The organism is Streptomyces sp. NBC_01775 (assembly GCF_035917675.1).
In the GTDB taxonomy this organism is placed as follows: Bacteria; Actinomycetota; Actinomycetes; order Streptomycetales; family Streptomycetaceae; genus Streptomyces.
Window position 1 is genome coordinate 7,078,346 of the sequence record NZ_CP109104.1, and the last position, 23,663, is coordinate 7,102,008.

The 23,663-nt window shown below is 72.4% G+C and carries 16 protein-coding genes and 1 pseudogene; 5 read left to right on the forward strand and 12 right to left on the reverse strand.

Annotation, left to right across the window (positions count from 1 at the left end; translation table 11 throughout):
- Nucleotides 1-139 precede the first annotated feature (139 nt).
- Nucleotides 140-871: a VIT1/CCC1 transporter family protein gene (locus OHB04_RS31465; protein WP_326691023.1), complete on the forward strand. Its 732-nt coding sequence runs from the start codon at nucleotides 140-142 to the stop codon at nucleotides 869-871.
- A 36-nt stretch (nucleotides 872-907) separates the two neighbouring features.
- On the opposite strand, the gene OHB04_RS31470 is transcribed toward OHB04_RS31465, so the two are convergent.
- The 11 genes and pseudogenes from OHB04_RS31470 to OHB04_RS31520 form a co-directional block, all read right to left on the reverse strand.
- A complete protein-coding gene (locus tag OHB04_RS31470) occupies nucleotides 908-1,777 on the reverse strand; it encodes an HpcH/HpaI aldolase/citrate lyase family protein (protein WP_326808780.1) in 870 nt (289 codons plus the stop codon).
- Nucleotides 1,774-2,976, reverse strand: a complete 1,203-nt coding sequence (locus OHB04_RS31475) for a CaiB/BaiF CoA transferase family protein (protein WP_326691025.1) — start codon at nucleotides 2,974-2,976, stop codon at nucleotides 1,774-1,776. Before OHB04_RS31475 ends, OHB04_RS31470 begins: the two co-directional genes overlap by 4 nt.
- Nucleotides 2,973-3,854, reverse strand: a complete 882-nt coding sequence (locus tag OHB04_RS31480) for a ribokinase (RefSeq protein ID WP_442815117.1) — start codon at nucleotides 3,852-3,854, stop codon at nucleotides 2,973-2,975. Before OHB04_RS31480 ends, OHB04_RS31475 begins: the two co-directional genes overlap by 4 nt.
- A gap of 120 nt (nucleotides 3,855-3,974) precedes the next feature.
- Nucleotides 3,975-5,447 (reverse strand): annotated as a pseudogene (locus OHB04_RS31485) (ADP-ribosylglycohydrolase family protein); the annotation flags it as partial.
- On the reverse strand, nucleotides 5,444-6,652 hold the full coding sequence (locus OHB04_RS31490) for an ADP-ribosylglycohydrolase family protein (protein ID WP_326691026.1): 1,209 nt from the start codon (nucleotides 6,650-6,652) through the stop codon (nucleotides 5,444-5,446). The gene OHB04_RS31490 and the pseudogene OHB04_RS31485, both read right to left, overlap by 4 nt.
- On the reverse strand, nucleotides 6,649-7,863 hold the full coding sequence (locus OHB04_RS31495; RefSeq protein WP_326691027.1) for an ADP-ribosylglycohydrolase family protein: 1,215 nt from the start codon (nucleotides 7,861-7,863) through the stop codon (nucleotides 6,649-6,651). Before OHB04_RS31495 ends, OHB04_RS31490 begins: the two co-directional genes overlap by 4 nt.
- On the reverse strand, nucleotides 7,860-9,047 hold the full coding sequence (locus OHB04_RS31500; protein WP_326691028.1) for an ADP-ribosylglycohydrolase family protein: 1,188 nt from the start codon (nucleotides 9,045-9,047) through the stop codon (nucleotides 7,860-7,862). The genes OHB04_RS31495 and OHB04_RS31500 overlap by 4 nt, the downstream gene beginning before the upstream one ends.
- 62 nt (nucleotides 9,048-9,109) lie before the next feature.
- On the reverse strand, nucleotides 9,110-10,483 hold the full coding sequence (locus OHB04_RS31505; RefSeq protein ID WP_326808781.1) for an ABC transporter substrate-binding protein: 1,374 nt from the start codon (nucleotides 10,481-10,483) through the stop codon (nucleotides 9,110-9,112).
- Nucleotides 10,483-11,370: a carbohydrate ABC transporter permease gene (locus OHB04_RS31510; RefSeq protein WP_326691030.1), complete on the reverse strand. Its 888-nt coding sequence runs from the start codon at nucleotides 11,368-11,370 to the stop codon at nucleotides 10,483-10,485. The genes OHB04_RS31505 and OHB04_RS31510 overlap by 1 nt, the downstream gene beginning before the upstream one ends.
- On the reverse strand, nucleotides 11,367-12,356 hold the full coding sequence (locus tag OHB04_RS31515) for a carbohydrate ABC transporter permease (RefSeq protein ID WP_326691031.1): 990 nt from the start codon (nucleotides 12,354-12,356) through the stop codon (nucleotides 11,367-11,369). The genes OHB04_RS31510 and OHB04_RS31515 overlap by 4 nt, the downstream gene beginning before the upstream one ends.
- Nucleotides 12,353-13,495 carry a LacI family DNA-binding transcriptional regulator gene (locus tag OHB04_RS31520; RefSeq protein WP_326808782.1) on the reverse strand — a complete coding sequence of 381 codons (1,143 nt, stop codon included), beginning with the start codon at nucleotides 13,493-13,495 and terminating at the stop codon, nucleotides 12,353-12,355. Before OHB04_RS31520 ends, OHB04_RS31515 begins: the two co-directional genes overlap by 4 nt.
- A gap of 343 nt (nucleotides 13,496-13,838) precedes the next feature.
- Here OHB04_RS31520 and OHB04_RS31525 point away from each other — a divergent pair, with 343 nt between their 5' ends.
- The gene (locus OHB04_RS31525; RefSeq protein ID WP_326693010.1) at nucleotides 13,839-15,041 is read left to right on the forward strand and encodes a cytochrome P450; all 1,203 of its coding nucleotides are present in this window, start codon (nucleotides 13,839-13,841) and stop codon (nucleotides 15,039-15,041) included.
- Nucleotides 15,042-15,217: 176 nt separating this feature from the next.
- On the forward strand, nucleotides 15,218-16,423 hold the full coding sequence (locus tag OHB04_RS31530; protein WP_326693011.1) for a cytochrome P450 family protein: 1,206 nt from the start codon (nucleotides 15,218-15,220) through the stop codon (nucleotides 16,421-16,423).
- 55 nt (nucleotides 16,424-16,478) lie between these two features.
- Here OHB04_RS31530 and OHB04_RS31535 read toward each other — a convergent pair whose 3' ends face one another.
- Nucleotides 16,479-17,090 (reverse strand): TIGR03086 family metal-binding protein, encoded by a 612-nt coding sequence (locus OHB04_RS31535; RefSeq protein WP_326691033.1) that lies wholly within the window; start codon nucleotides 17,088-17,090, stop codon nucleotides 16,479-16,481.
- A gap of 469 nt (nucleotides 17,091-17,559) precedes the next feature.
- Between OHB04_RS31535 and gltB the strand changes: the two genes are divergently transcribed.
- Both gltB and OHB04_RS31545 read left to right on the forward strand, forming a co-directional pair.
- Nucleotides 17,560-22,188, forward strand: coding sequence for a glutamate synthase large subunit (gene gltB / locus OHB04_RS31540; RefSeq protein ID WP_326691034.1), 4,629 nt, complete (start codon nucleotides 17,560-17,562; stop codon nucleotides 22,186-22,188).
- On the forward strand, nucleotides 22,181-23,644 hold the full coding sequence (locus OHB04_RS31545; RefSeq protein ID WP_326691035.1) for a glutamate synthase subunit beta: 1,464 nt from the start codon (nucleotides 22,181-22,183) through the stop codon (nucleotides 23,642-23,644). Before gltB ends, OHB04_RS31545 begins: the two co-directional genes overlap by 8 nt.
- Nucleotides 23,645-23,663: the final 19 nt, after the last annotated feature.

Below are 23,663 nucleotides of genomic sequence, written 5' to 3' on the forward strand. Positions count from 1 at the left end.
CAGGTCAGGGCGGTAAGTTCGGCCTTCCTTGCTGGCAGGGCAGAGGCGTTCGTGCCTACTCTTCGAACGTAAGCGCGCAAGTGCGTAAGCGCCTGATGAGGGCGCGAGCGCCATCCGAAGTGAAGGAGCCGTACCGGCCATGTCCGACGCTGGAGTCTCAGACCCGACCCATGTCGCACACCGTGACAACCACACCCACCGCGACGTCAACGGCGGCTGGCTGCGCCCCGCCGTCTTCGGCGCGATGGACGGGCTGGTCTCCAACCTCGGTCTGATGACCGGCGTCGCGGGCAGCGCCGCCTCCTCCCAGACGATCGTGATCGCGGGCCTGGCCGGACTCGCGGCCGGAGCCTTCTCGATGGCCGCCGGTGAGTACACCTCCGTCGCCTCCCAGCGTGAGCTCGTCCAGGCCGAGCTGGAGGTGGAGCGGCGGGAGCTGCGGCGCAGTCCCGGCGAGGAGGTCAAGGAGCTCGCGGCGCTGTACGAGTCGCGCGGCGTGGACACCGCGCTCGCGCTGGAGGTCGCCCGGCAGCTGCACCGGGACCCCGAGCAGGCGCTGGAGATACACGCCCGCGAGGAGCTGGGCATCGACCCCGCCGACCTTCCCTCCCCGACGGTCGCGGCCGTCTCCTCCTTCCTGTCCTTCTCCCTGGGAGCCGTACTGCCCGTACTGCCGTACCTGTTCGGGGTCACCGTGCTGTGGCCCGCGGTGGCGCTCGCGCTGGTGGGGCTCTTCGTGTGCGGCGCTGTCGTCTCCCGGGTCACGGCCCGGGCCTGGTGGTACAGCGGCCTGCGGCAACTCGCGCTGGGTGGCGCCGCGGCGGCGGTCACGTACGGGCTGGGCGCGCTGTTCGGGGTGACGGTGGGCTGACCGCTCCCCGGCCGGAGGCTGGGGGCAGGGGTGACGTCAAAGGCGCTCGGCCAGGCGCAGTGTGCGCTCCGCTTCCGCCACGACCGCCGGGTCGACGAAGCGGCCGTCGGGCAGGGCGAGGGCACCCGCGTCCGTCGCCGCCGCGGTCACGATCTCGCGGGCCGCGTCGATCTCCTCCGGCGAGGGCCGGTACGCCGACTCGATGACCGCGAGCTGCCTGGGGTGGATGGCCGTCCGGCCGAGAAAGCCGAGGGCGCGCCCCTCGGCGCAGGAGCGGGCCAGGCCTTGGGTGTCCCGTACGTCGGGGTACACGGACTGCGGCGGCGGCGCCAGCCCGGCCGCGCGGGCCGCGACCACCGCGCGACCGCGCGCGTAACCCAGCCCTGACGCCGCCGAGACGGCGGCGACGCCCAGGTCGGCGCGCAGGTCGGCCTCGCCGAGCGCGATCCCGTGCAGCGCCGGGTGCCCCGTGGCGATCTCGAAGGCGCGCTCCACACCGAGTGCGGACTCCAACAGCGCGTAGAGCGGCGGAACGGCCTCGCGCCCGCCCGCGTCCGCGCCCGCCCACGCGGCCACCCGGTGCAGCGCGGCGCGGTCCGTCACCTTCGGCAGCCGCAGCCCGGCCAGTCCGGGCAGGGGAGCGAGAGCGCGGATCTCCCGCTCGGCGAGCGGGCCGTCCAGCGCGTTGACGCGTACGTGGACGGGAACGGGGCCGGGCGCGGGGTCGGCCAGCAGTTCGGCCGTGGCGTCGCGCGCGTACGCCTTGCGGCCGGGCGCGACCGCGTCCTCCAGGTCGACCAGCACCACGTCAGCGCCCGAGCGGAGCGCCTTGGCGACCACGTCGGGGCGGTCGCCCGGTACGTACAGCCAGGTCACAAAGGTGTTCACGGCGGTGGTCGCGCTCATAGCGCACCTTTCTCGCGCAGGGCTTCGATCTCCTCGGCGGACAGGCCGAGTTCGCCGAGGACCTCGTCGGTGTCGGCGCCGTGCCGGCGGCCCGCCCACTTGATGGCGCCGGGGGTGCGGGAGAGCCGGAAGAGGACGTTCTGCATCTTCACGGTGCCGAGTTCGTCGTCCTCGACCTCGGTGATCGAGCCCAGGGCGCGGTACTGCTCGTCGGCCATCACATCCCGTACGTCGTAGATGGGGGCGACGGCGGCCTGGGCCTCCTCGAAGGCGCGGACGACCTCGTCGTGGTCGTGGCGCGCTATCCAGCCGCCGACGGCCTCGTCGAGTTCGTCCGCGTGCCGGGCCCGGCCCGCGCCCGTCGCGAACCACGGCTCGTCCAGGAAGTCGGGGCGGCCCACCAGGCGCAGCACGCGCTCGGCTATGGACTGCGCCGAGGTGGAGACGGCCAGCCAGCGCCCGTCGGCGGTGCGGTAGGTGTTGCGTGGCGCGTTGTTGGCCGAGCGGTTGCCGGTGCGCGGCTGGAGGTAGCCGAGCTGGTCGTACCAGATGGGCTGGGGCCCGAGCACCGTCAGCATCGGCTCGATGATCGCCATGTCCACCACCTGCCCCTGCCCGGTGCGATCGCGCCCGGCCAGCGCCGTCATCACCGCGTACGCCGTGGACAGCGCCGCGATGGAGTCGGCCAGCCCGAACGGCGGCAGTGTGGGCGGCCCGTCCGGCTCGCCGGTGATCGCCGCGAACCCGCTCATCGCCTCGGCGAGGGTGCCGAAGCCGGGGCGGTGCGCGTAGGGGCCGGTCTGCCCGAAGCCGGTCACCCGCGCCAGCACCAGCCTGGGATTGGCGGCCGACAGCTCCTCCCAGCCCAGGCCCCACTTCTCCAGAGTGCCGGGGCGGAAGTTCTCCACGATGACGTCGGCTCCGGCGGCGAGCTTCAGCAGCACCTCGCGCCCGCCCGGCGAGGACAGGTCGAGCGTGATCGTCTTCTTGTTGCGGCCCAGCAACTTCCACCACAGGCCCACTCCGTCCTTGCTGGGACCGTGACCGCGGGACGGGTCGGGCTTGCGCGGGTGCTCCACCTTGATCACCTCGGCGCCGAAGTCACCGAGCATCGTCGCGGAGAGCGGCCCGGCGAAGAGGGTCGCGAGGTCGAGAACGCGCAGCCCCGCCAGGGGGGCGGGCTGAGGAGTGTCGTTCATGATGCGGGGACTTCCTTCGTCGCGAACTGGGTGATCTCGGTGCGGTCCGGCATCGAGGACGAGGCTCCCGGACGCTGGACGGCCAGCGCCGAGGCGGCCGAGGCCCAGGCCATCGCCTCCGGCACGGTGCGGCCCTCCGCGTACGCCGTGCACAGCGCGCCCACGAACGTGTCGCCCGCGGCCGTCGTGTCCACGGCCCGCACCCGCACGGCGGGCACGGTCACCGGCTCGGCGCCCCGCGCCGCGTACAGGCTCCCGGCGGCGCCGAGGGTGACGACGACCTCCGGCACCCGCTCCAGCAGGGCCGCGGCGGCCTCGTGGGGGTCCGCCTTGCCCGAGAGCGCCGCTGCCTCGTGCTCGTTGGGCACCAACAGGTCGATGAGACCGAGGAGTTCGTCCGGCAGCGGCTCGACGGGGACGGGAGCGGGGGTCAGCACGGTGCGCACCCCGTGCGCGTGGGCGGCGCGCGCCGCGCTCAGCACCCCTTCGAGGGGGGTCTCCAACTGGAGGAGCAGAGCCTGTGCTCGAGCGATCCGCCGCTCGTCGTCCTCGGTCAGCGCCGTGACGGTGGCGTTGGCGCCGGGTACGACGACGATCGCGTTGCCGCCCTCGTCGTCCACGACGATGTGCGCGGTGCCGGTGGGCGTAGCGGCGGTACGCAGCCCGGTGACGTCCACGCCGGACGCGGCGAGGGCCTCGCGCAGTCCGGCGCCGAACGCGTCGTCGCCGACGGCGCCGATCATCGACACCGCGCTGCCCGAACGGGTCGCCGCGATGGCCTGGTTGGCGCCCTTGCCGCCCGGGACGGTCGTGAAGGAGCGCCCCGCGACGGTTTCCCCCCGGCGGGGGGCGCTCGCCACCTGTGCGACCAGGTCCATGTTGGCGCTGCCCACGACGGTGAGGGCGGGCTGGGCGCCGTCAGGATCGGGGCAGTCTGCCGCCTGGGGCGGCAGGGCGGGCCGGTCCGGCCCGCGGGCGGCAGCGGTGCTCAGCGCGGTCGTACGCGCTGCCAGCTCGTCGAAGCCCACCCCGTTCATGTCGCCGACGCTTGTCGACAGGCGGTTCTTCAAGGGCGCCGTCCAGCGGCGGGGGAGGACCGCCGGGCTGCCCGCGAGCAGCGCTGTCAGGGAGCCGGCGGTGGCGCCGTTGGAGTCGGTGTCCCAGCCGCCGGAGACGACCCGGCGGATCGCCCCGTCGAAGTCGCCGCCCGCATGGGTGACCGCGGCGGCGAGGAGGGCCGCGTTCGGGAGCACGTGCACCCAGTGGTGGTCGCCGTACGCGGCGTGGAGCCCGTCGACGACCTGCTCGAAACCGGCCAGGGAGGCGTTCGCCGCCTCGCGGGCCGCCGCCACGCCGGTGCGGACGGCGGTGGCGTACCGCGAGCCGGGCGGCACCACCGACAGGCCCGCCGCCACGCACGCGTCCACGTCCACGCCGGGGCCGCCGCCCGCCGCGCGGGCCAGCGCCGCCGCGGTGAACATCTCGCCGTACACGCCGTTCGCCGTGTGGGTGAGGACCGCGTCCCGCCAGGCCGCCTCGGCGGCGCCCGCCGGGTCGCCCGGGTGGGTCCAGCCGAAGACGTCGGCGCGGATCTGCGCGCCGATCCACTCGCGGAACGGGTTGCGGTACGCGCCCGTGTGCGGCGGCTCGATACCCGCGAGCAGGTTGCGGTAGGCGACCCGCTCGGCCGTGAAGGTGCGCCCGGCCGGCAGCTCGTCCAGCCACAGCTTCGCCACGTCGCCGGTGCTGAAGCCGGGCCCGTGCCGCTCCAGCAACAGGAGGGCCAGCAGCGGGTAGTTGAGGTCGTCGTCCTCGGGCATCCCGTCGATGTTCTCGGCGAGCGAGGTCGTGCGCGAGCGACGGTTCCACGGGTACGCGGCGGCGACGGCCGGGTCGAGGCCCCGCTCGGTGAAGTAGCCCGTCAGCGGCCAGTTGTCCGTGGAGCGGGCCAGCGCCCGGATGCCCTCCACAGTGAGCTTCTCCACCGGCTTGCCCAGCAGGCACCCGGCCGCGCGCCCCAGCCAGGCGGCGTGCAGCCGCTCCTCCAGCCCGGCCCGGGGCACTTCGGCCGCCGTGGGCCAGTCGGGGCAGGCCGCCTTGACGGCGGCCAGGTCCGTGGGCTCGTAGGGCTCCAACGGAGATTCGAGCGCGGTCAGTTCGTCCAGCAGCTGCTCGGCCGTCGCGCGCAGCGCCGGGCTCGCGGGAGCGGACGAGGCCCCGGCCCGCTCGGGCGCCGGGTGCCCGCCGGCGGCCAGCCAGCGGCGCTCGATGTCACTCGCGTCGCGCCCGTCCTGCGCCGCCTGCCGCAGCTCGTGGCCCAGCAGGTCCTCCGGCTGCGTCCAGGTCAGGCGCAGCGGGGCGCCACCGTCTCGCGGGGGCCGCGCGCCACTGCCCGTCGTGCCGCCGCCCGTTGGGCCGCCACCCGTCGTGCCGTCACTCGTCGTGCCGTCACTCGTCGTGCCGCCGCTCATCGGGCGGCACCCGTCAGCGCGGTGAAGGCCGTCTCGTGGGCGCGGCGGCGCTCCAGGTCGCGGGCGAAGACCTCGCGGGCGACGGCGGCGAGCGAGGCGGCGGGCGCGTGCAGGTCCAGCTTGCTGGCGTCGGAGACCGTCCCGCTCCACTCGGCGGGCACGGCGCGCTCGCCGTACAGCGCGCCCACGATCGCGCCGCTCATGGAGGCGATGGAGTCGCAGTCGCGGCCGTAGTTGACCGAGCCGAGCACCGTGTGCCGGAAGTCGCCCCGGCCGACCAGCAGCATGCCCAGCGCGATCGGCAGCTCCTCGATCGCGTGCAGCCGCGAGGGCCGCCGGGCACCCAGCGAGGGCTGCCGGTAATCCGGGCCGACGGTGTCGAACGGGGTCACCGCCTCGCGCAGCGGCTTCAGCGCCTCCTCGAAGTCCTCGTACCGTGCCGCGCTCTCGCACACGCTCTCTATCGCCGCGCGGGTGCCGTCCTTGGCGAGCCGCAGGGCCTCCTCGACGACGGACCCGGGCGTGGCACCCGGGCGGAACGCGGCGGCGACGGCGGCTGCCAGCACCCCGGCGGCCTCCCGCCCGTAGGAGGACTGGTGGGCGCCCGCCACATCCACCGCCTCCGCGTACGCCGCGTCCGGATTCCCCGCGTTGACGGCGCCGACGGGCGCCATGTACATCGCGGCACCGCAGTTGACGATGTTGCCCGAACCGGCCTCGCGCGGGTCGACGTGCCCGTAGTGCAGCCGGGCGACCAGCCACTTCTCCGCGAGGAAGATCCGCTGCAACGGCAGTGCCTCCGCCTCGAGTTCGGGAATCCAGCGCGGCGTGCCGATCAGGTCGGGCACCAGGTGCTCGGCGACGGCGTAGGCGTCCAGGTGGTCGCGGACCTTCTCGTAGACGCGGACCAGGGCGTGCGTCATGAGGGTGTCGTCGGTGACGTGCCCGTCGCCCTTGTGGTACGGCGCGATGGGGCGCGCGGTGCGCCACTCGTCCTTGTGGAACGGCTCGACGATGCCGCGCACCCGGCCGCCGTGCCGCTCGGCGATGGCCTCGGGGGTCCAGCCCTCGACGGGCCCGCCCAGCGCGTCGCCGACGGCGGCACCGACCAGGCAGCCCGCTGTCCGGTCCTCAAGGGAAAGGCTGTCGCCCGAGGGACCGCCGTCGGGGGAGGGGCGCGCTGCGGGAGCTGTGGGGGAACTCATGAGTTCAGGGGTCCTTCCGGGACGGCGGGAGAGGCGTTGATGAGGTGGTGTGCGGCCAGCCGCCCGGCGGTCTCCACCAGGTCGGCGCCCGCGAACTGGGGCAGGGAGCAGCCGGACAGCTTCCGGCAGGCCTCCCGCCAGGAGTGGGGCAGCGAGGCGGCGCCGCCGAGCGCGCCGGCCAGCGCCCCGGTCAGCGCGGGCGCCGAGTCGGCGACCCGGGTGAGGCACGCGGCGGACGGCACGGCCTCGCTCAGCACGCCCTGCGCCGCGGTGGCCACGGCGAGCGCGACCGGCACTGTCTCGGCGGCGGCGATGCCGTAGCTGTAGACGTGGTCGACGATCTCGTGCTCCAGCACGGGCACCAGCGCGAAGGCGCTGCCGGGCAGGCCCGCGCTGTCGCTGAGCGCCACCTGTGCCAGCTCTATGGCCCGCAGCGCGTTGCGCCGGATCTCGGTGCCCTCGGGCAGCTGGGCCAGCGCGGCCCGCACGCAGGCGCCGATCTCGTCCCCGGCCAGCGCCACGGCCACGGCCGCCGCCATGGCGCGCGCCCCGTACACCCCGTCGTCGTCCTGGGTGTAGCGGGCGTCGAACTCGGCCAGATCGGCGGCGCCCCCGGGGTCGCCGGGGTGTACGACCGCCAGGACGGTGGCGCGCACACAGGCCGCGTCGTCGAAGTAGTGCGGGTTGTCGTGCCCGGTGGCCGGGGGCCGCAGCCCGGCGGCCAGATTGCCCAGCCCCGCGCGCACCGAGATACGGGCGCGCAGCGGGATCTGGGCCGACTCGATCTCCTCGGCCTGCTCGGCGGCGGCTGCCACCTCGTCGGCGAGCGCGTTCCACGCCAGGGTCAGCGCGGCGCGCACCCGCTGGTCGGGGGTCAGGTCGCTGTGGTTCGCGGTGTCTGCGGACAAGACGGCGTGCGCGGTGAAGGCCGCCCACTCCGCGTCGTCGGAGGGGCCCAGCCGCAGCGGTTCGGGCGGCTGGTTGAGCGCGATGGGCACCGGCAGGGTGGTGGTGGCGTTCAGCTCGGCGAAGGTGTCGAGTTCGCGGGTCAGCCGCCGCGTCCAGTCGGGCATCCTGGCGGCCCTGTGCCGGGCGGCGGGCCAGCCGGCCGCGTCGCCCGCCGCCAGCCCGAGCAACAGTCCCTCGATGCGGCCGGGTTCGCCGTCGCCGGGCTGGGAGGGGCGGTGGGGTTCGATGATGGTGCAGCTCATGAGGCATCCCGTGCGTGATTCAGCGGCGCGGGCGTGGTGCCTTTCGGCGGTGTGCGCCCGGTGTCCTCGGGTGGCGTGTGCCTGGTGCCGCCCGGCGGTGCGGGCCGTGTGCCGCCGCGCGGCGTGTGCCCGGTGTCGTCCGGCGGCGCGGGTCCGGTGTTGCCGGACGGTGCGATTTCCGTGCCGGCCGGCGGCGCGAGCCGGTCGGCGATCTCGCGGACGTGCCGCCCGGCCATGGAGGGCAGACAGGTGCCGCGTACGGGCCGGATCGCGGTGGCCCACTCGGCGGGGATGGCCGGCTCGCCGCGCAGCGCGCCCGCCAGCGCGCCGGCGACGGCCGCCGTGGTGTCCGCGTCACGGCCCATGTTCACGGCGGTCAGCACCGAAGCCCTGAAGTCGCCGCGCGCCGCGGTGAAAGCCCCGAAGGCCAGCCCGATGGCCTCGGGCGCCAGGTCGGTCCAGGGGTAGCCGCCGATGACCACGGAGGAGCGCACGGCGCGCTCCACGCTCAGCTGTGTCGCATCCGGCCGCATCGGCGCCCGGCGCGCCGCGGAGACGGCGCGCTGGAGGGAGCGGGAGGTCCAGGAGTTCGCCGGGATGACCGACAGCGCCGCCTGGACGACGACCGCCGGGCTGTCGCTCACCATCGCCGCCGCGACCCCGGCGGCCACGGCCCGCCCGCCGTAGATGCCCTCGCCCTCGTGGCTGACCGTGCCGTCGATGGACACCAGCCGGGCGGCCTCGGCGGGGCGTCCGGCGGCGAACACGCCGAAGGGCGCCGCGCGCATGGCGAGGCCGTCGCTCCAGGCGTGCCGGTGCTGCGCCGAGATCGGCGCGGCCAGGCCCCTGCGCAGGTTCTCCAGCGTCCCGCGCTCGCTGAAGCCCGCGCCCCGGAAGGAGCCCTCGTCCAGGTCGGCGATCCACCGGTGCCAGGCGGCTTCCACGTGCTGGACGGTGAGGGCCGAGCCGTGCTCGGCCAGGAGGAGTCCGGAGAAGATGGCGTACTCGGTGTCGTCGGTGCCCGCCGGGTCGTCGGAGACGAAGCCCTCGATGCGGCCCCAGCGTTCGCGGATCTGTGAGGGCTTCATGTTCTCGGCGGGCGCGCCCAGGGCATCGCCCACGGCCAGCCCCGTCATGGCGCCGCGAGCCCGCTCCCGGGGCAGGGCCGCCTGATTGACGCTCATCGTGCGCCTTTCCTCGTAGTGCGGTGGTGCTCCGGCCCCCTGAGCGGGGGCCGGTCCAGGCGTCAGCGTTGATAGCGGTTGAGGATGAGGTTTCCGTCGTCCACGAGGGAGTCGCTGAGCGAGTCCAGGCCGGTGTCGGCGTTGTAGTACCGCTGGAAGGCCGGGGTGGCGACCTTGTCGGACCACTCCGCGTAGCCGCGTACGCCGAGGGTCGGTGAGGGCCGAAGGGTTCTGGCGATCGCGACCCCGGCCCGCCAGCCGTCCTTCCGGCGGTTGATCGCGGGGTCCTTGAGGGCTTCCTTCCCGGTGGGCAGGATCCAGTCACCCTTGGCGAGTTCGGCCATGTGATCGGGTCGGGTCAGGTAGGAGATGAAGTCGGCCGCGGCCTGCTTGTGCGCGCTGTCCTGGGCCACGGACAGGGTCTGGGGGACGACGCCCTGGGCGTTGTGGCCCCGGCCCTCGCCCCGTGGCATGGGCAGTACGGTCCACTCGAAGCCGTCGGGCGCCTGCTGCTGCACCTGCTGGCGGAAGGAGAAGTTGAGCGGGACCATCGCGTAGCGGCCCGCGAAGAAGCCGGGCAGCGCGTCGGAGCCGGCCATGCCCAGGCCGCTCCTGGGAGCCGTGTGGTCCTTGTTGACCTGGCGGTTGATCAGGCGGCTGACGGCCGAGTCGCGTGCGTCGAAGCGGACGGCGTTCTTGGTGCCGTCGTCGGTGCGCTTCTTGGTGAAGATGCTCCCGCCGGTGGACAGCGACAGGTTGACCGACTGCTTGACCGGCTCCTTCATCGTCCATACGGCGCCGTACCGCGCGGGCTGCCCGCCCCGGCCCTTGCCGTGGGTCAGCTTGCGGGAGACCTTCTCGAACTCGTCCCAGGTCCACGGATGGGCGGCCGTGGGGATGCGCACCCCCGAGCGCTCCAGCAGCTTCTTGTTGGCGACGATGACCTTGGGTTCCTGGAGGAAGGGCACGCCGTAGACCCCTCCGCCGTTCATGGTGACCGAGTTCCAGCTGGCCTGCGGGATCCGGGTACGCGACTTCTCGGGCAGGTAGGAGCGCAGATCGGCGAGGTAGCCGCCGTAGGCGAAGTCCGTCAGGTCGCTGGCGTCGTCGTGGATGATGTCGGGGGCCTCGCCGCCCTCGAAGGACGTCAGCAGCTGGTCGTGGACGGTGTCCCACTGGCCCTGCACATAGCGGACCTTGATCTTCTCGTGAGTCTTGTTCCACCTCGCGACCAGTGCCTTGTTGGCCTGGATGGACTCCTTCTGCCAGGCCAGGCTGAAGTAGTCGAGGGTGACGGTGCCGTCGCTGTCGCCCTCCCCGCCGCCGCACCCGGCCAGCAGCGCCGCGGCCAGCGCGGTGGCCAGCGCTCCGGAGGCCGCCTTGCGCAGGGTTCGTGCGGGCCGCGCCGTCGCGCGTGGGAACCGTGGGTGCCGCATCAGCCCTTCACCGCCCCTGCCAGCATGCCGCTCGCCAGCCGGCGCTGGAGCAGCGCGAAGAACAGCAGGCTCGGGATCGTCGCGAGCACCGAGGCGGCGGCCAGCGGGCCCAGGTCCGCGACCCCCTCGGCGCCGAGGAAGCGGGTGAGGATGACGGACATCGTCTGATTCTCCGGAGACTTGAGCAGCACCAGGGCGAAGAAGAACTCGTTCCAGGCGGTGACGAAGGAGAACATCAGCGTCGCCACCAGGCCCGGCGCCAGCAGCGGCAGGACCACGCTGCGCAGGATGCGGAAGCGGCCGGCCCCGTCCATCGCCGCGGCCTCCTCCAGCGAGACGGGCACCGCCTTGACGTAGCCCTGGAGCATCCACAGCGAGAAGGGCAGGTTCCACACGACGTAGACGATGATCAGCCCGCCCAGCGAGTTGATCAGGTGGATGTTCTTCAGGACCAGGAACAGCGGGATGATGACCAGCACGAACGGGAACATCTGGCTGACCAGGATCCAGCCGGTGGCCGCGCTGCTGACCTTGGAGCGGTAGCGCACCATCACGTACGCGGCGGGCACGGCGATGGCCACCGAGATGAGGGTGGCACCGCCCGCGACGGTCAGGCTGTTGAGCGCGGAGCGGGCCAGCGGCTGGGCCTCGAACGCGTCCCGGAAGTTCTGGAGTGTGGGGTGCTGGGGGATCCAGGTCGGGTCGATCCTGCCCAGTTCCTGCGGGGACTTGAACGAGGTCGACACCAGCCACACCAGCGGAAAGGCCAGGAAGACCAGGTAGCACAGCAGGCCCAGATACTGCCCCGCACGGCCCGCGAACCGCCGGGCCCGCAGCCGGCCGGGAGCCGCCGCACGGGCAGCGGTGGGAGCGGTCGCCGCACTCATGACGGGTCCTCCTTGAGGCGCTTGCGCAGGAAAACGGTGAGGAACACGGCGATGACGGCGATCATCACGACGCCCATGGCCGCCGCGTAGCCGAACTGGCCGTATTTGAAGGCTTCTTCGTAGGCGAAGAGCATCGGCAACCGGGTCTGCCCGCCGGGCCCGCCCTGGGTCAGCACATAGACCAGGCCGAAGGAGTTGAAGTTCCAGATGAAGTTCAGCGCGGTGATGGCGATCGCCACCGGCTTGACGGCGGGCCAGGTCACCGAGGCGAAACGCCGCCACACCCCGGCGCCGTCGAGCTGTGCGGCCTCGGTCAGCTCCTGCGGCACGTTCTGGAGCCCGGCCAGCAGCACCACGGTGGTCTGCGGCATGCCCGCCCATACGCCGACGAGGATCACGGCGGGCAGCGCGAGGGACAGGTTCGTCAGCCAGTCGATGTTGTCCGCCGCGCTCCCGATGAGGCCGACCTGCCGCAGCGTCTTGTTGAGGATGCCCGCGTCCTGGTGGTAGACGAGCCGCCACATGATGCCGACCACGACCTCGGGCATCGCCCAGGGGACGAGCGCGAGGGTGCGGGCCAGCCAGCGGAAGCGCAGGTTCTGGTTGAGCAGCAGCGCGAGCCCGAGCGCCAGCAGGAGCTGGAGGACGGTGACGCACAAGGCCCACACCAGGCCGATCCGGAACGATTCCCAGAACAGGGAATCCAGCCGCAGATCGGCGAAGTTCTCGGCGCCCACGAACTGGGTGGCCGCCGTGCGCCCGGCCTGCGAGTCGGTGAAGGCCAGCGAGATCGCGTACAGCAGCGGTCCCGCGCTCAGCACGAGTATCGGGATCAGCGCGGGCAGCAGCAGGAACCACGCGCCCCGGTCCAGGCCCAGCACCCGCTTGCGCTCGGCGGGGGTTCTCGGGGGCGGGGTGCCGCGCTGGGAGGGGATGCTGTCGGGCGCGGTGGAGCCCGCGCGCCCGCTGACGGAGGCGGCGCTCATGCCGTGGCCCCTCTCGCCTCGGTCTGCCCGGCGTGTTCGGTGTCTTCGGCCGGGGCGGCCGAGGCGGCCGGGACGGCCGGTGCGGACGGGGCGGATCGGATGGAGCGGGCGGTGGGAGTGGCGGGGGCCGAGGAGGAGCCGCGGACCATGAGCCGGGGCGTGGTGGTCGTCCTGCGCGCCGGCGTGCTGTCGAGGCCGGCGCCCGCGAGCCGTTCTAGCAGCATCCGGGCCGCGGTGCGGCCCCGCTCCTCGGAGCCGAGGTCGACGCTGGTCAGCGGCGGCCAGCAGGCGCGGGCCAGTTCGCTGTCGTCCATGCCCGCGATGGCCAGGTCCTCCGGGATGCGCAGCCCCCGCTCGTGCGCGGCCTGCCCGGCGCCCAGGGCCAGTTGGTCGTTGGCGCAGAAGACGGCGTCGGGCGCTGCCCCCGCGTCCAGCAGGTCGAGCATGGCCTCGCGGCCTGCGGCGAGCCCGAAGGAGGTGGCGCGCTCCAGTGTTGGGTCCGGCGCGATCCCGTGGTCGGCCAGCGCCTTGCGGTAGCCCTGCCCGCGGTTGTGCCCGGGGACGGTGTCCACGGGGCCGTTGATGAAGGCGATACGCCGCCGCCCCGATTCGGCCAGGTGCCCGACGGCCAGCCGGGCGCCGGATATGGAGTCGGCCTGTACGGCGTCCACGGGCACGTCGCCCGGGAGCGAGCCGATGACGACGACGGGCCCGGCCGCCGCGGTGAGCACCTCGATGTGCTCGGGCGTGATGCGGATCGGGCACAGGATCAGCCCGTCGCTCGTACGGTCGCTGAGGCTGCGCACGACGGCCAGTTCGTCCTCGATGACGGCGTCGGTGGAGTGCAGCAGCAGGCGGTAGCCGGCGGCGCGGGCGACGGCCTGGATCTCGCGGACCATCGCGACGTAGACCGGGTTGCCGATGTCCTGCATGGCGAAGGTGAGCTGCTTGGTGCGCCCGCCCTTGAGCGACTGGGCGACGGCGTTGGGCACGTAGCCCAGCTCCGTGGCTGCCTGTTCGACCTTCTGTACGGTCTCGGGCCGCGCTCCCACGCCGTTGAGCACCCGGGACACCGAGGCGATCGAGACGCCCGCGCGCTCTGCGATCGACACGACGGTGGGTGGTCCGCCGTCAGACATCACGTATCGCCCCTTTGCGATGGATCCGGTAGTGGGCTGTAAACCTTTACAGCGACTGAAAACGTTTACAGATATTGGTGTCAGGTCCACCGTCTGTCAAGAGTCCTGTCATGTGAAAAGCGCAAGCCCTGCCAGGTGAAAGAAAGCGCCACGAGTGAAGGAAGAGAACGGCCACCAAGCGATCCCCAACAGCCCTAAGCTGACCCGAAGTTGACCCATATGGAAGCCAAGTGCCGCCCGTCGCAGGGGAGTAGCGATCGTGACCAGCCAGCCCCACGAGGCAGCGGGACCGTCCGTCCCGCCGCCCGGCTGTCCCGCACGCGGGGCGGCCCCGGTGCCGCTCATGGGCCCGAGGTTCCACACCGACCTGGAGGCCGTCTACCGCGACATGCGCCGCGATCACGGCTCCGTCGTCCCGGTGACACTCCCCGGCGACGTGCCCGCCTGGCTGGTCATCGGCTACCGGGAGATGTACCAGGTCACCGGCGATCCCATCCTCTTCCCCCGCGACGCGGGGCTGTGGAACCAGTGGGAAACCCTCCCCGAGGACTGGCCCCTGCGCCCGATGGTCGGCACCCGGCAGCCCTCGGTCTACTTCACCGTCGGCGAGGAGCACCGCCGCCATCTGGCCATGGTCCAGGGCGCGTTGGAGCGGATCGGCCACATGGAGCTGCGCCGGGACACGGAACAGGCGGCCGACGGGCTGATCGACCGGTTCTGCGCCACGGGCGAGGCGGAGATCATCTCCGCGTACGCCAAGCCGCTGCCGATCCTCGTCCTCGCGCGCATGCTCGGCTTCCCCGAGTCCGACGACGAGGCGCTGCTCACCTCGCTCGGCGCGATGGCGGACGGCGGGGCCGACGCGATCGGGGCCTTCGAGCACGCGATGGCGCTGATGGGCCGGCTCGTGGCGGACAAGAAGCAGGCACCGGGCGCCGACGTCGTGTCGTACATGGTCACGTATCCGGCCGAATTCACGGACGAGGAGTACACCTTCGACCTGATGGCGATCACCGCCGCCGGTTATCTGACCACCGCCGACTGGATCGGCAACTCGGTGCGCCTCATGCTCACCGACGACCGCTTCGCCGCCTCCATGAGCGGCGGACAGCACAGCGTCGCCGAGGCCATGAACGAGGTCCTGTGGGAGGACACCCCCACCCAGATCCTCGCCGGCCGCTGGGCCTCCCGGGACACCCGGCTGGGCGGGCAGCGCATCGCGGAGGGCGACATGCTGCTGCTCGGCCTCGCGGGGGCCAACGGCGATCCGGCGGCGCATGTCCCCGGCTCCCCGGACGGCCTGCGCAACAGCAACTTCGCCCACTTCGCCTTCAGCCACGGCGAGTTCCAGTGCCCGTTCCCCGCGCAGGAGATCGCCGAGATCATCGCCAGGACCGGCATCGAGGTGCTGCTCGACCGGCTGCCCGGCATCGACCTGGCCGTCCCGCCCCAGGCGCTGGCCCGCCGCCCCTCGCCGTTCCTGCGCGGGATGACGGTGCTGCCGGTCGAGTTCACCTCAACCCCTTCCGCCCACGGAGGACGATGATGCAGGGACAGCAGGCCGCGACGCGGGGAGAGTCCACGACGCCGCGGGGGCCGTCCGCCGACGCGCCGCAGGGCCGGCCCGCCGCGCCGCAGGGTGAGCCCGCCGCGCCGCACGGTGAGCCCGCCGCCGGAGAGTGCCCCGTCGCGCCCGTGCCCGGCGCCGTGGGGGAGTGTCCGATGGTGATCGACCCGCTCGTGGGGGACCTCGCGCGGGAGACGGAGGTGCTGCGCGGGGCCGGGCCTCTGGCGCGGATCGAGCTGATGGGCGCCGAGGCGTGGACGGTCACCACCCACACCGAGGCCCGCAGCCTGCTGACCGACACCCGGCTGGTGAAGGACGTCAGGCGCTGGAACCTGTGGCAGAGCGGGCAGATCAACGAGACCTGGCCGCTGATCGGCATGGTCGACTCGGGGCGCTCGATGTTCACCGTCGACGGCGCCGAGCACCGGCGGCTGCGGGCGAAGACGGCGCAGGCGATCACCCCGCGCAGGCTGGAGGCCGGCAGGCCCGCCATCGAGCGCATCACCGCACGGCTGCTGGACGGCATGGCCCGGCGCGCCCCGGGGGAGCCGGTCGACCTGAAGGCCGCCTTCGCCCAGCCGCTGCCGATGTCGGTCGTCTGCATGCTGATGGGCGTCGACCCCGAGCTGGAACCCCGGCTGCACGAGCTGTACGAGGCGTTCTTCTCGACGACGACCCCGCAGGACGAGCGGCTGGCCGTCTTCCGGGAACTGGACGAGCTGTATCACGATCTGGTCATCCAGAAGACCGAGGCACCCGGCGACGACCTGACCAGCGCGCTCATCCTGGCCGACGAGGGCGGAGAGCCGCTGACGGCCGAGGAGGTGCGCGGCAACCTGGAGGCGATGGTCGCCGCCGGTCACGAGACCACCGTCGGCCTCATCCTGTGCGCCGTACGGGCCCTGCTCACCCATCCGGACCAGCTCAAGCTCGTGCTGGGCGGCGAGCTCGGCTGGGGCGCGGTGATCGAGGAGACCCTGCGCTGGGAGTCGCCCTCCACGCATCTGCTGATGCGGTTCGCCACGGAGAACATCGAGGTCGGCGACCGCATCGTGCGCGAGGGCGAGGGCGTGGTCATGTCGTACCGCGCCATCGGCAGGGACCGCGAGCAGCACGGCGAGGACGCGGACAGCTTCGACATCCGCCGGGGCGGCGGCGCCCCCGTCCGGCACCTGGCCTTCGGGCACGGCCCCCACATCTGTCCGGGCGCGGCGCTCTCCCGGCTGGAGGCGTCGATCGCGCTGCCCGCGCTCTTCACCCGCTTCCCCGGCATGCGGCTGGCGGTCCCCGCGGATCGGATCCGCAACCGGCCGGTGCTCACCCAGAACGAGCTGGAGTCGCTGCCGGTGTTTCTGGGGTGAGCGCCCCGCCCCGCTCTGGCCGCCTGTTCACGGGTGTCTGCCTACGGCCGTCTGCCTACGGGCGCCTGCCCATGAGCCGGAGCAGGCGGCCTTGCGGGGTGTCCCCGCCGGGCGGCGACGGCTCGGTGGCCGGGTCGGCGAAGTAGGCGTCGGTCTTGCCCGGGACGAGGGGGCCCTCCGACAGCCCCCGGTAGATCCACCCGACGTTGCCGGCGACCCAGTCGACGAGCCCGGGATCGAGCTGTTCGGAGGCGCTCGTCGCGCGCGCCAGATCCCAGGTGTGCACCAGCGTTTCCGCGATCATCAGTCCGAGCAGCTGCCGCCCGTCGACCGGCCCGAAGGGATAGTCGATCCCCCGGTCGAGCGCGCCCGGCGCGTGAAACTCGGCCGAGAGCCGGGCGCAGGCCCGCCCGTGCTCCGCCGCGGGGTCCTCCCCGAGCGGATCCCGGTCCAGCTCGGCCATGAACCCGTCGGCCGAGCCGCCGCGCAGCAGCGCGATGTAGAGCAGCTTCCCGGTGACCAGGTGCCCCGCGAGCTTGCGCACGTCCCACTCGGCACAGGGCGTGGGCCGGGTCCACCAGTCGGCGCGTACGGCATCCAGGTGCGCTGCGCACTCGGCGTGAGCGGTGGTGAGGTGGCTGAGCAGGGTGCTGTCGCTGTCATGCATGTGAAGCAGTGTGCGGCCCCGCGAAGCCGGCCCGCTGGCGGGATTCGGCCCTCGGCCTGAGCCGCGCCGGGGCGCTCTTCCAGGTGCCGCCGCACGCACTGTGACCTGGGACACGGCGCCGAAGGCCGGATGAGGTGCATGATCCCTGTGTTACCCGACGGTTTCATCTGTTGCACTGTTGGGCAGGAGTCCGTGAAGCCGCCGGCAATGACGCCGGGGCGACTCTTGAGAGAACCGCTCATCCCCCGGGGGATCACCCCACCCCCGCTCCCCGCGCAGGCCCCATGAGGGCCCCTTCGTGTTCGCTTCCCCCGTGCTCGCGAGCCCAGTGCGTGTCCGCATGCTGAGCTTGCTGTATCCACTTTTCGGGAAGTCGGCCAGCATGTAACCTGCGTGAAAATTTTCTGCCACGGAGGGCCAACGTCGTCCCTCGGTACGTTCCACTGCCACGAGACGACGGGAGACGCCAATGCGTGCTGTGCCGACAGCGGATTGGGCCGCCCACCAACCTGCCAAGCAGGGGCTGTACGACCCCCGGTACGAGCACGACGCCTGCGGTGTCGGCTTCGTGGCCACCTTGACCGGTGAGGCCAGCCACACGCTGGTGGAAAAGGCCCTCACCGTGCTCCGCAACCTCGAACACCGGGGCGCGACCGGCTCCGACCCCGACACGGGCGACGGCGCCGGCATCCTGCTCCAGGTCCCGGACACCTTCCTCCGCGAGAACGTCCCCTTCGCATTGCCGGAGGCCGGCTCCTACGCCGTGGGGATCGCCTTCCTCCCGGCCGAGGAAGAGGCATCCACCGCAGCCGTCTCACACATTGAGACGCTCGCGTCCGAAGAAGGGCTGCGGGTGCTCGGCTGGCGTGAGGTGCCCGTCGCACCGCAGCTGCTGGGCCCCGGTGCCCGCGCCACCATGCCCGCCTTCCGGCAGATCTTCGTGTCCGCGGCCGAGGGCGACCACAGCGGTATCGCGCTGGACCGGCTCGCCTTCGTGCTGCGCAAGCGCGCCGAGCGCGAGGCCGGGGTCTACTTCCCCTCGCTGTCCGCGCGCACCCTCGTCTACAAGGGCATGCTCACCACCGGACAGCTGGAGCCCTTCTTCCCCGACCTGTCCGACCGCCGCTTCGCGACCGCGATCGCGCTGGTGCACTCTCGCTTCTCCACCAACACCTTCCCGAGCTGGCCGCTGGCCCACCCGTACCGCTTCGTCGCGCACAACGGCGAGATCAACACGGTGCAGGGCAACCGCAACTGGATGCGCGCCCGCGAGTCCCAGCTCAACTCGGAATTGTTCGGCTCTGCCGACCATAAGCACAGCGGTGACCACCAGACGCTGGAGCGGATCTTCCCGGTCAACACTCCGGGGGCCTCGGACTCGGCGACCTTCGACGAAGTGCTCGAACTTCTGCACCTCGGTGGCCGTTCGCTTCCGCACTCAGTGCTGATGATGGTGCCCGAAGCCTGGGAGAGCGCCGAGTCGCAGGACTCGATGGACCCCGCGCGCCGCGCCTTCTACCAGTACCACTCCACGATGATGGAGCCCTGGGACGGCCCCGCCTGCGTCACCTTCACCGACGGCACCCAGGTCGGCGCGGTTCTCGACCGCAACGGTCTGCGCCCCGGCCGTTACTGGGTCACCGACGACGGCCTCGTCGTCCTGGCCTCCGAGGTCGGCGTCCTGGACATCGACCCGGCCACCGTCGTGCGCAAGGGCCGTCTCCAGCCCGGCCGCATGTTCCTCGTGGACACGGCCGAGCGCCGCATCATCGAGGACGACGAGATCAAGTCGAGCCTCGCCGCCGAGCAGCCCTACCAGGAGTGGCTCGACGCCGGCCTCATCAAGCTCGCCGACCTTCCCGAGCGCGAACACATCGTGCACACCCACGCCTCGGTCACCCGCCGCCAGCAGACCTTCGGCTACACCGAGGAAGAGCTGCGCGTCCTGCTCGCGCCCATGGCCCGCGCCGGCGCCGAGCCGATCGGCTCGATGGGCACGGACTCGCCGATCGCCGCGCTCTCCGAGCGCCCCCGGCTGATCTTCGACTACTTCACCCAGCTGTTCGCGCAGGTCACCAACCCGCCGCTGGACGCGATCCGCGAGGAACTGGTCACCTCGCTGCACTCGCCGCTGGGCCCGCAGGGCAACATCCTGGATCCGAGCGCCGCCACCTGTCGCAGTGTGACCCTGCCCTTCCCCGTCATCGACAACGACGAGCTGGCCAAGCTCATCCACATCAACGCCGACGGCGACCTGCCGGGCTTCAAGTCCGCCACGCTCTCCGGTCTCTACAAGGTCGCCGAAGGCGGGGAAGGCCTCGCGGCGCGCATCGAGGAGATCTGCGCGGAGGCCGACGACGCGATCGAGGCCGGAGCCCGGCTCATCGTCTTGTCGGACCGCCACTCGGATGCCGAGCACGCGCCGATCCCCTCGCTGCTGCTCACCTCCGCCGTCCACCACCACCTCATCCGCACCAAGCAGCGCACCCAGGTCGGCCTGCTGATCGAGGCCGGCGACGTGCGCGAGGTCCACCACGTCGCGCTGCTCATCGGATACGGCGCCGCCGCGGTCAACCCCTACCTGGCCATGGAGTCCGTCGAGGACCTGGTCCGCGCCGGCACCTTCTTGCCGGGCCCCGGGGAGATGGCCCCCGAGGAGGCCATCAAGAACCTCATCTACGCGCTGGGCAAGGGCGTGCTGAAGGTGATGTCCAAGATGGGCATCTCCACCGTCGCCTCCTACCGCGGCGCGCAGGTCTTCGAGGCCGTAGGCCTGGACGAGGCGTTCGTCGACACCTACTTCCACGGCACCACCACCAAGATCGGCGGCGCGGGCCTGGAGGTCATCGCCAAGGAGGTCGCGGCCCGGCACACCAAGGCCTACCCCGCCTCCGGCATCGCCTCGGCCCACCGCGCCCTCGACATCGGCGGCGAGTACCAGTGGCGCCGCGAGGGCGAGCCCCACCTGTTCGACCCGGACACCGTCTTCCGGCTCCAGCACTCCACGCGCTCGCGCCGCTACGACATCTTCAAGCAGTACACCTCCCGCGTGGACGAGCAGTCCGAGCGGCTGATGACCCTGCGCGGACTCTTCGGCTTCGACAGCGGCCGGGACCCCATCTCCCTGGACGAGGTCGAGCCCGCGAGCGAGATCGTCAAGCGGTTCTCCACCGGCGCCATGTCCTACGGCTCCATCTCGCAGGAGGCCCACGAGACGCTGGCGATCGCCATGAACCAGCTCGGCGGCAAGTCCAACACCGGCGAGGGCGGCGAGGACGCCGAGCGGCTCTACGACCCGGCGCGGCGCTCCTCGATCAAGCAGGTCGCCTCCGGCCGCTTCGGCGTCACCTCCGAGTACCTCGTCAACTCCGACGACATCCAGATCAAGATGGCCCAGGGCGCCAAGCCCGGCGAGGGCGGCCAGCTGCCCGGCCACAAGGTCTACCCGTGGGTCGCCAAGACCCGGCACAGCACCCCCGGCGTCGGCCTCATCTCGCCGCCGCCGCACCACGACATCTACTCCATCGAGGACCTCGCCCAGCTCATCCACGACCTCAAGAACGCCAACCCGCAGGCCCGCATCCACGTGAAGCTGGTCTCCGAGGTCGGCGTCGGCACGGTCGCGGCGGGCGTCAGCAAGGCCCATGCGGACGTCGTCCTGATCTCAGGGCACGACGGCGGAACGGGCGCCTCCCCGCTCACCTCGCTCAAGCACGCGGGCGGCCCCTGGGAGCTGGGCCTGGCCGAGACCCAGCAGACGCTGCTGCTCAACGGGCTGCGCGACCGGATCGTCGTCCAGACCGACGGTCAGCTCAAGACCGGCCGCGACGTGGTGATCGCCGCGCTGCTGGGCGCCGAGGAGTTCGGCTTCGCCACGGCCCCGTTGGTCGTCTCCGGCTGCGTGATGATGCGCGTGTGCCACCTGGACACCTGCCCGGTGGGCATCGCCACCCAGAACCCGGTGCTGCGCGACCGCTACAACGGCAAGGCCGAGTACGTCGTCAACTTCTTCGAGTTCATCGCGGAAGAGGTGCGCGAGCTGCTGGCCGAGCTGGGCTTCCGCACCCTGGACGAGGCCATCGGGCACGCCGAGCTGCTCGACACCTCGCGCGCCGTCAACCACTGGAAGGCCCAGGGCTTCGATCTCGCGCCGCTGCTGCACATCCCCGAGCTGCCCGAGGGCTCGGTGCGCCACCAGGTCGTCGGCCAGGACCACGGCCTGGAGAAGGCGCTCGACAACCAGCTCGTCAAGCTGGCCGCCGACGCGCTGCACGCGGACACCGCCGAGGCCGCACAGCCCGTGCGCGCCCAGGTCGCCATCCGCAACGTGAACCGGACCGTCGGCACGATGCTCGGCCACGAGGTCACCAAGAAATTCGGCGGCGCCGGGCTGCCGGACGACACGATCGACCTCACCTTCACCGGCTCGGCCGGCCAGTCCTTCGGCGCCTTCGTCCCCCGGGGCGTCACCCTGCGCCTGGAGGGCGACGCCAACGACTACGTCGGCAAGGGCCTGTCCGGCGGCCGGCTGATCGTCCGCCCGGACCGGGGTGCCGATCACCTCGCGGAGTTCTCCACCATCGCCGGCAACACGCTCGCCTACGGCGCGACCGGCGGCGAGATCTTCCTGCGCGGACGTGTCGGCGAGCGCTTCTGCGTGCGCAACTCGGGCGCGCTGGTCGTCGCCGAGGGCATGGGCGACCATGGGTGCGAGTACATGACCGGCGGCGCGGCCGTCGTGCTGGGCACCACGGGCCGCAACTTCGGCGCCGGGATGTCCGGCGGTGCCGCGTACGTCATCGACCTGGACCTGGCGAACGTCAACGCGGGGCTGCGTCCGGCCGTCGAGGAGCTGACGGACGACGACAAGCGCTGGCTGCACGAGGTCGTGCGCCGCCACCAGGAGGAGACCGGCTCGACCGTGGCCGCCAAGCTCCTCGCCGACTGGGAAGGACCCGAGGGGGCGCTCGCCCGCTTCAGCAAGGTCCTCCCCGCCACCTACAAGGCCGTGCTCGCCGCCAAGGACGCCGCCGAGCGGGCCGGGCTCACCGAGTCCGAGACCCACGAGAAGATGATGGAGGCGGCGACCAATGGCTGACCCCAAGGGCTTTTTGACCACTGACCGCGAGGTCGCGCAGTCCCGCCCCGTCGAGGAACGGGTCAAGGACTGGAACGAGGTCTACGTCCCCGGCTCCCTGCTGCCCATCATCAGCAAGCAGGCCGGGCGCTGCATGGACTGCGGCATCCCCTTCTGTCACAACGGCTGTCCGCTGGGCAACCTCATCCCCGAGTGGAACGACTACGCCTACCGGGGCGACTGGAGCGCCGCCTCCGAGCGGCTGCACGCGACGAACAACTTCCCCGAGTTCACCGGACGACTGTGCCCCGCGCCGTGCGAGTCCGCGTGCGTGCTGGGCATCAACCAGCCGCCGGTCACCATCAAGAACGTCGAGGTCTCGATCATCGACAAGGCGTGGGAGAGCGGTGACGTCACCCCGCAGCCGCCCGAGCGCCTGTCGGGCAAGACCGTCGCGGTGATCGGCTCGGGTCCGTCGGGCCTGGCCGCAGCCCAGCAGCTCACCCGCGCAGGCCACACGGTCGCGGTGTACGAGCGCGCGGACCGCCTCGGCGGGCTGCTGCGCTACGGCATCCCCGAGTTCAAGATGGAAAAGCGCCACATCAACCGCCGTATCGAGCAGATGCGCGCGGAGGGCACCAAGTTCCGCACGGGTGTGGAGATCGGGCGCGACATCGACGCGAAGAAGCTGCGCAAGCGGTACGACGCCGTCGTCATCGCTGCGGGCGCCACGACGGCCCGCGACCTGCCGGTGCCGGGGCGTGAGCTGAACGGCATCCACCAGGCGATGGAGTACCTGCCCCTGTCCAACAAGGTGCAGGAGGGCGACTTCGTCGCCCCGCCCATCACGGCCGAGGGCAAGCACGTGATCGTGATCGGCGGCGGCGACACCGGCGCCGACTGCGTCGGCACCGCACACCGCCAGGGCGCGGCCTCCGTCACCCAGCTGGAGATCATGCCCAAGCCGGGCGAGGAGAGGTCCCCGGGCCAGCCCTGGCCGACCTTCCCGATGCTCTACAAGGTGACCTCCGCCCACGAGGAGGGCGGCGAGCGCGTGTACTCCGTCAACACCACGCACTTCGAGGGCGACGAGGACGGCAACGTCCAGTGGCTGCACATGGTCGAGGTGGAGATGGTGGACGGGAAGCTGGAGCCCAAGCCGGGCACCGAGCGGAAGATCCCCGCCCAGCTGGTCACCCTCGCGATGGGCTTCACCGGCGTCGACCGGGAGAACGGCCTGGTCGAGCAGTTCGGCGTCGAGCTCGACGCGCGGGGGAACGTGGCCCGCGACGAGGACTACGCCACCAACGTCCCCGGCGTGTACGTGGCCGGTGACGCGGGCCGGGGCCAGTCGCTGATCGTCTGGGCCATCGCCGAGGGCCGCTCGGCGGCCAAGGCCGTCGACCGCAGCCTCACCGGCACCCCCAGCACCCTCCACGCCCCCATCCGCCCCACGGACCGCTCCCTGACGGTCTGACCCGCCCCCTTGGTACGTC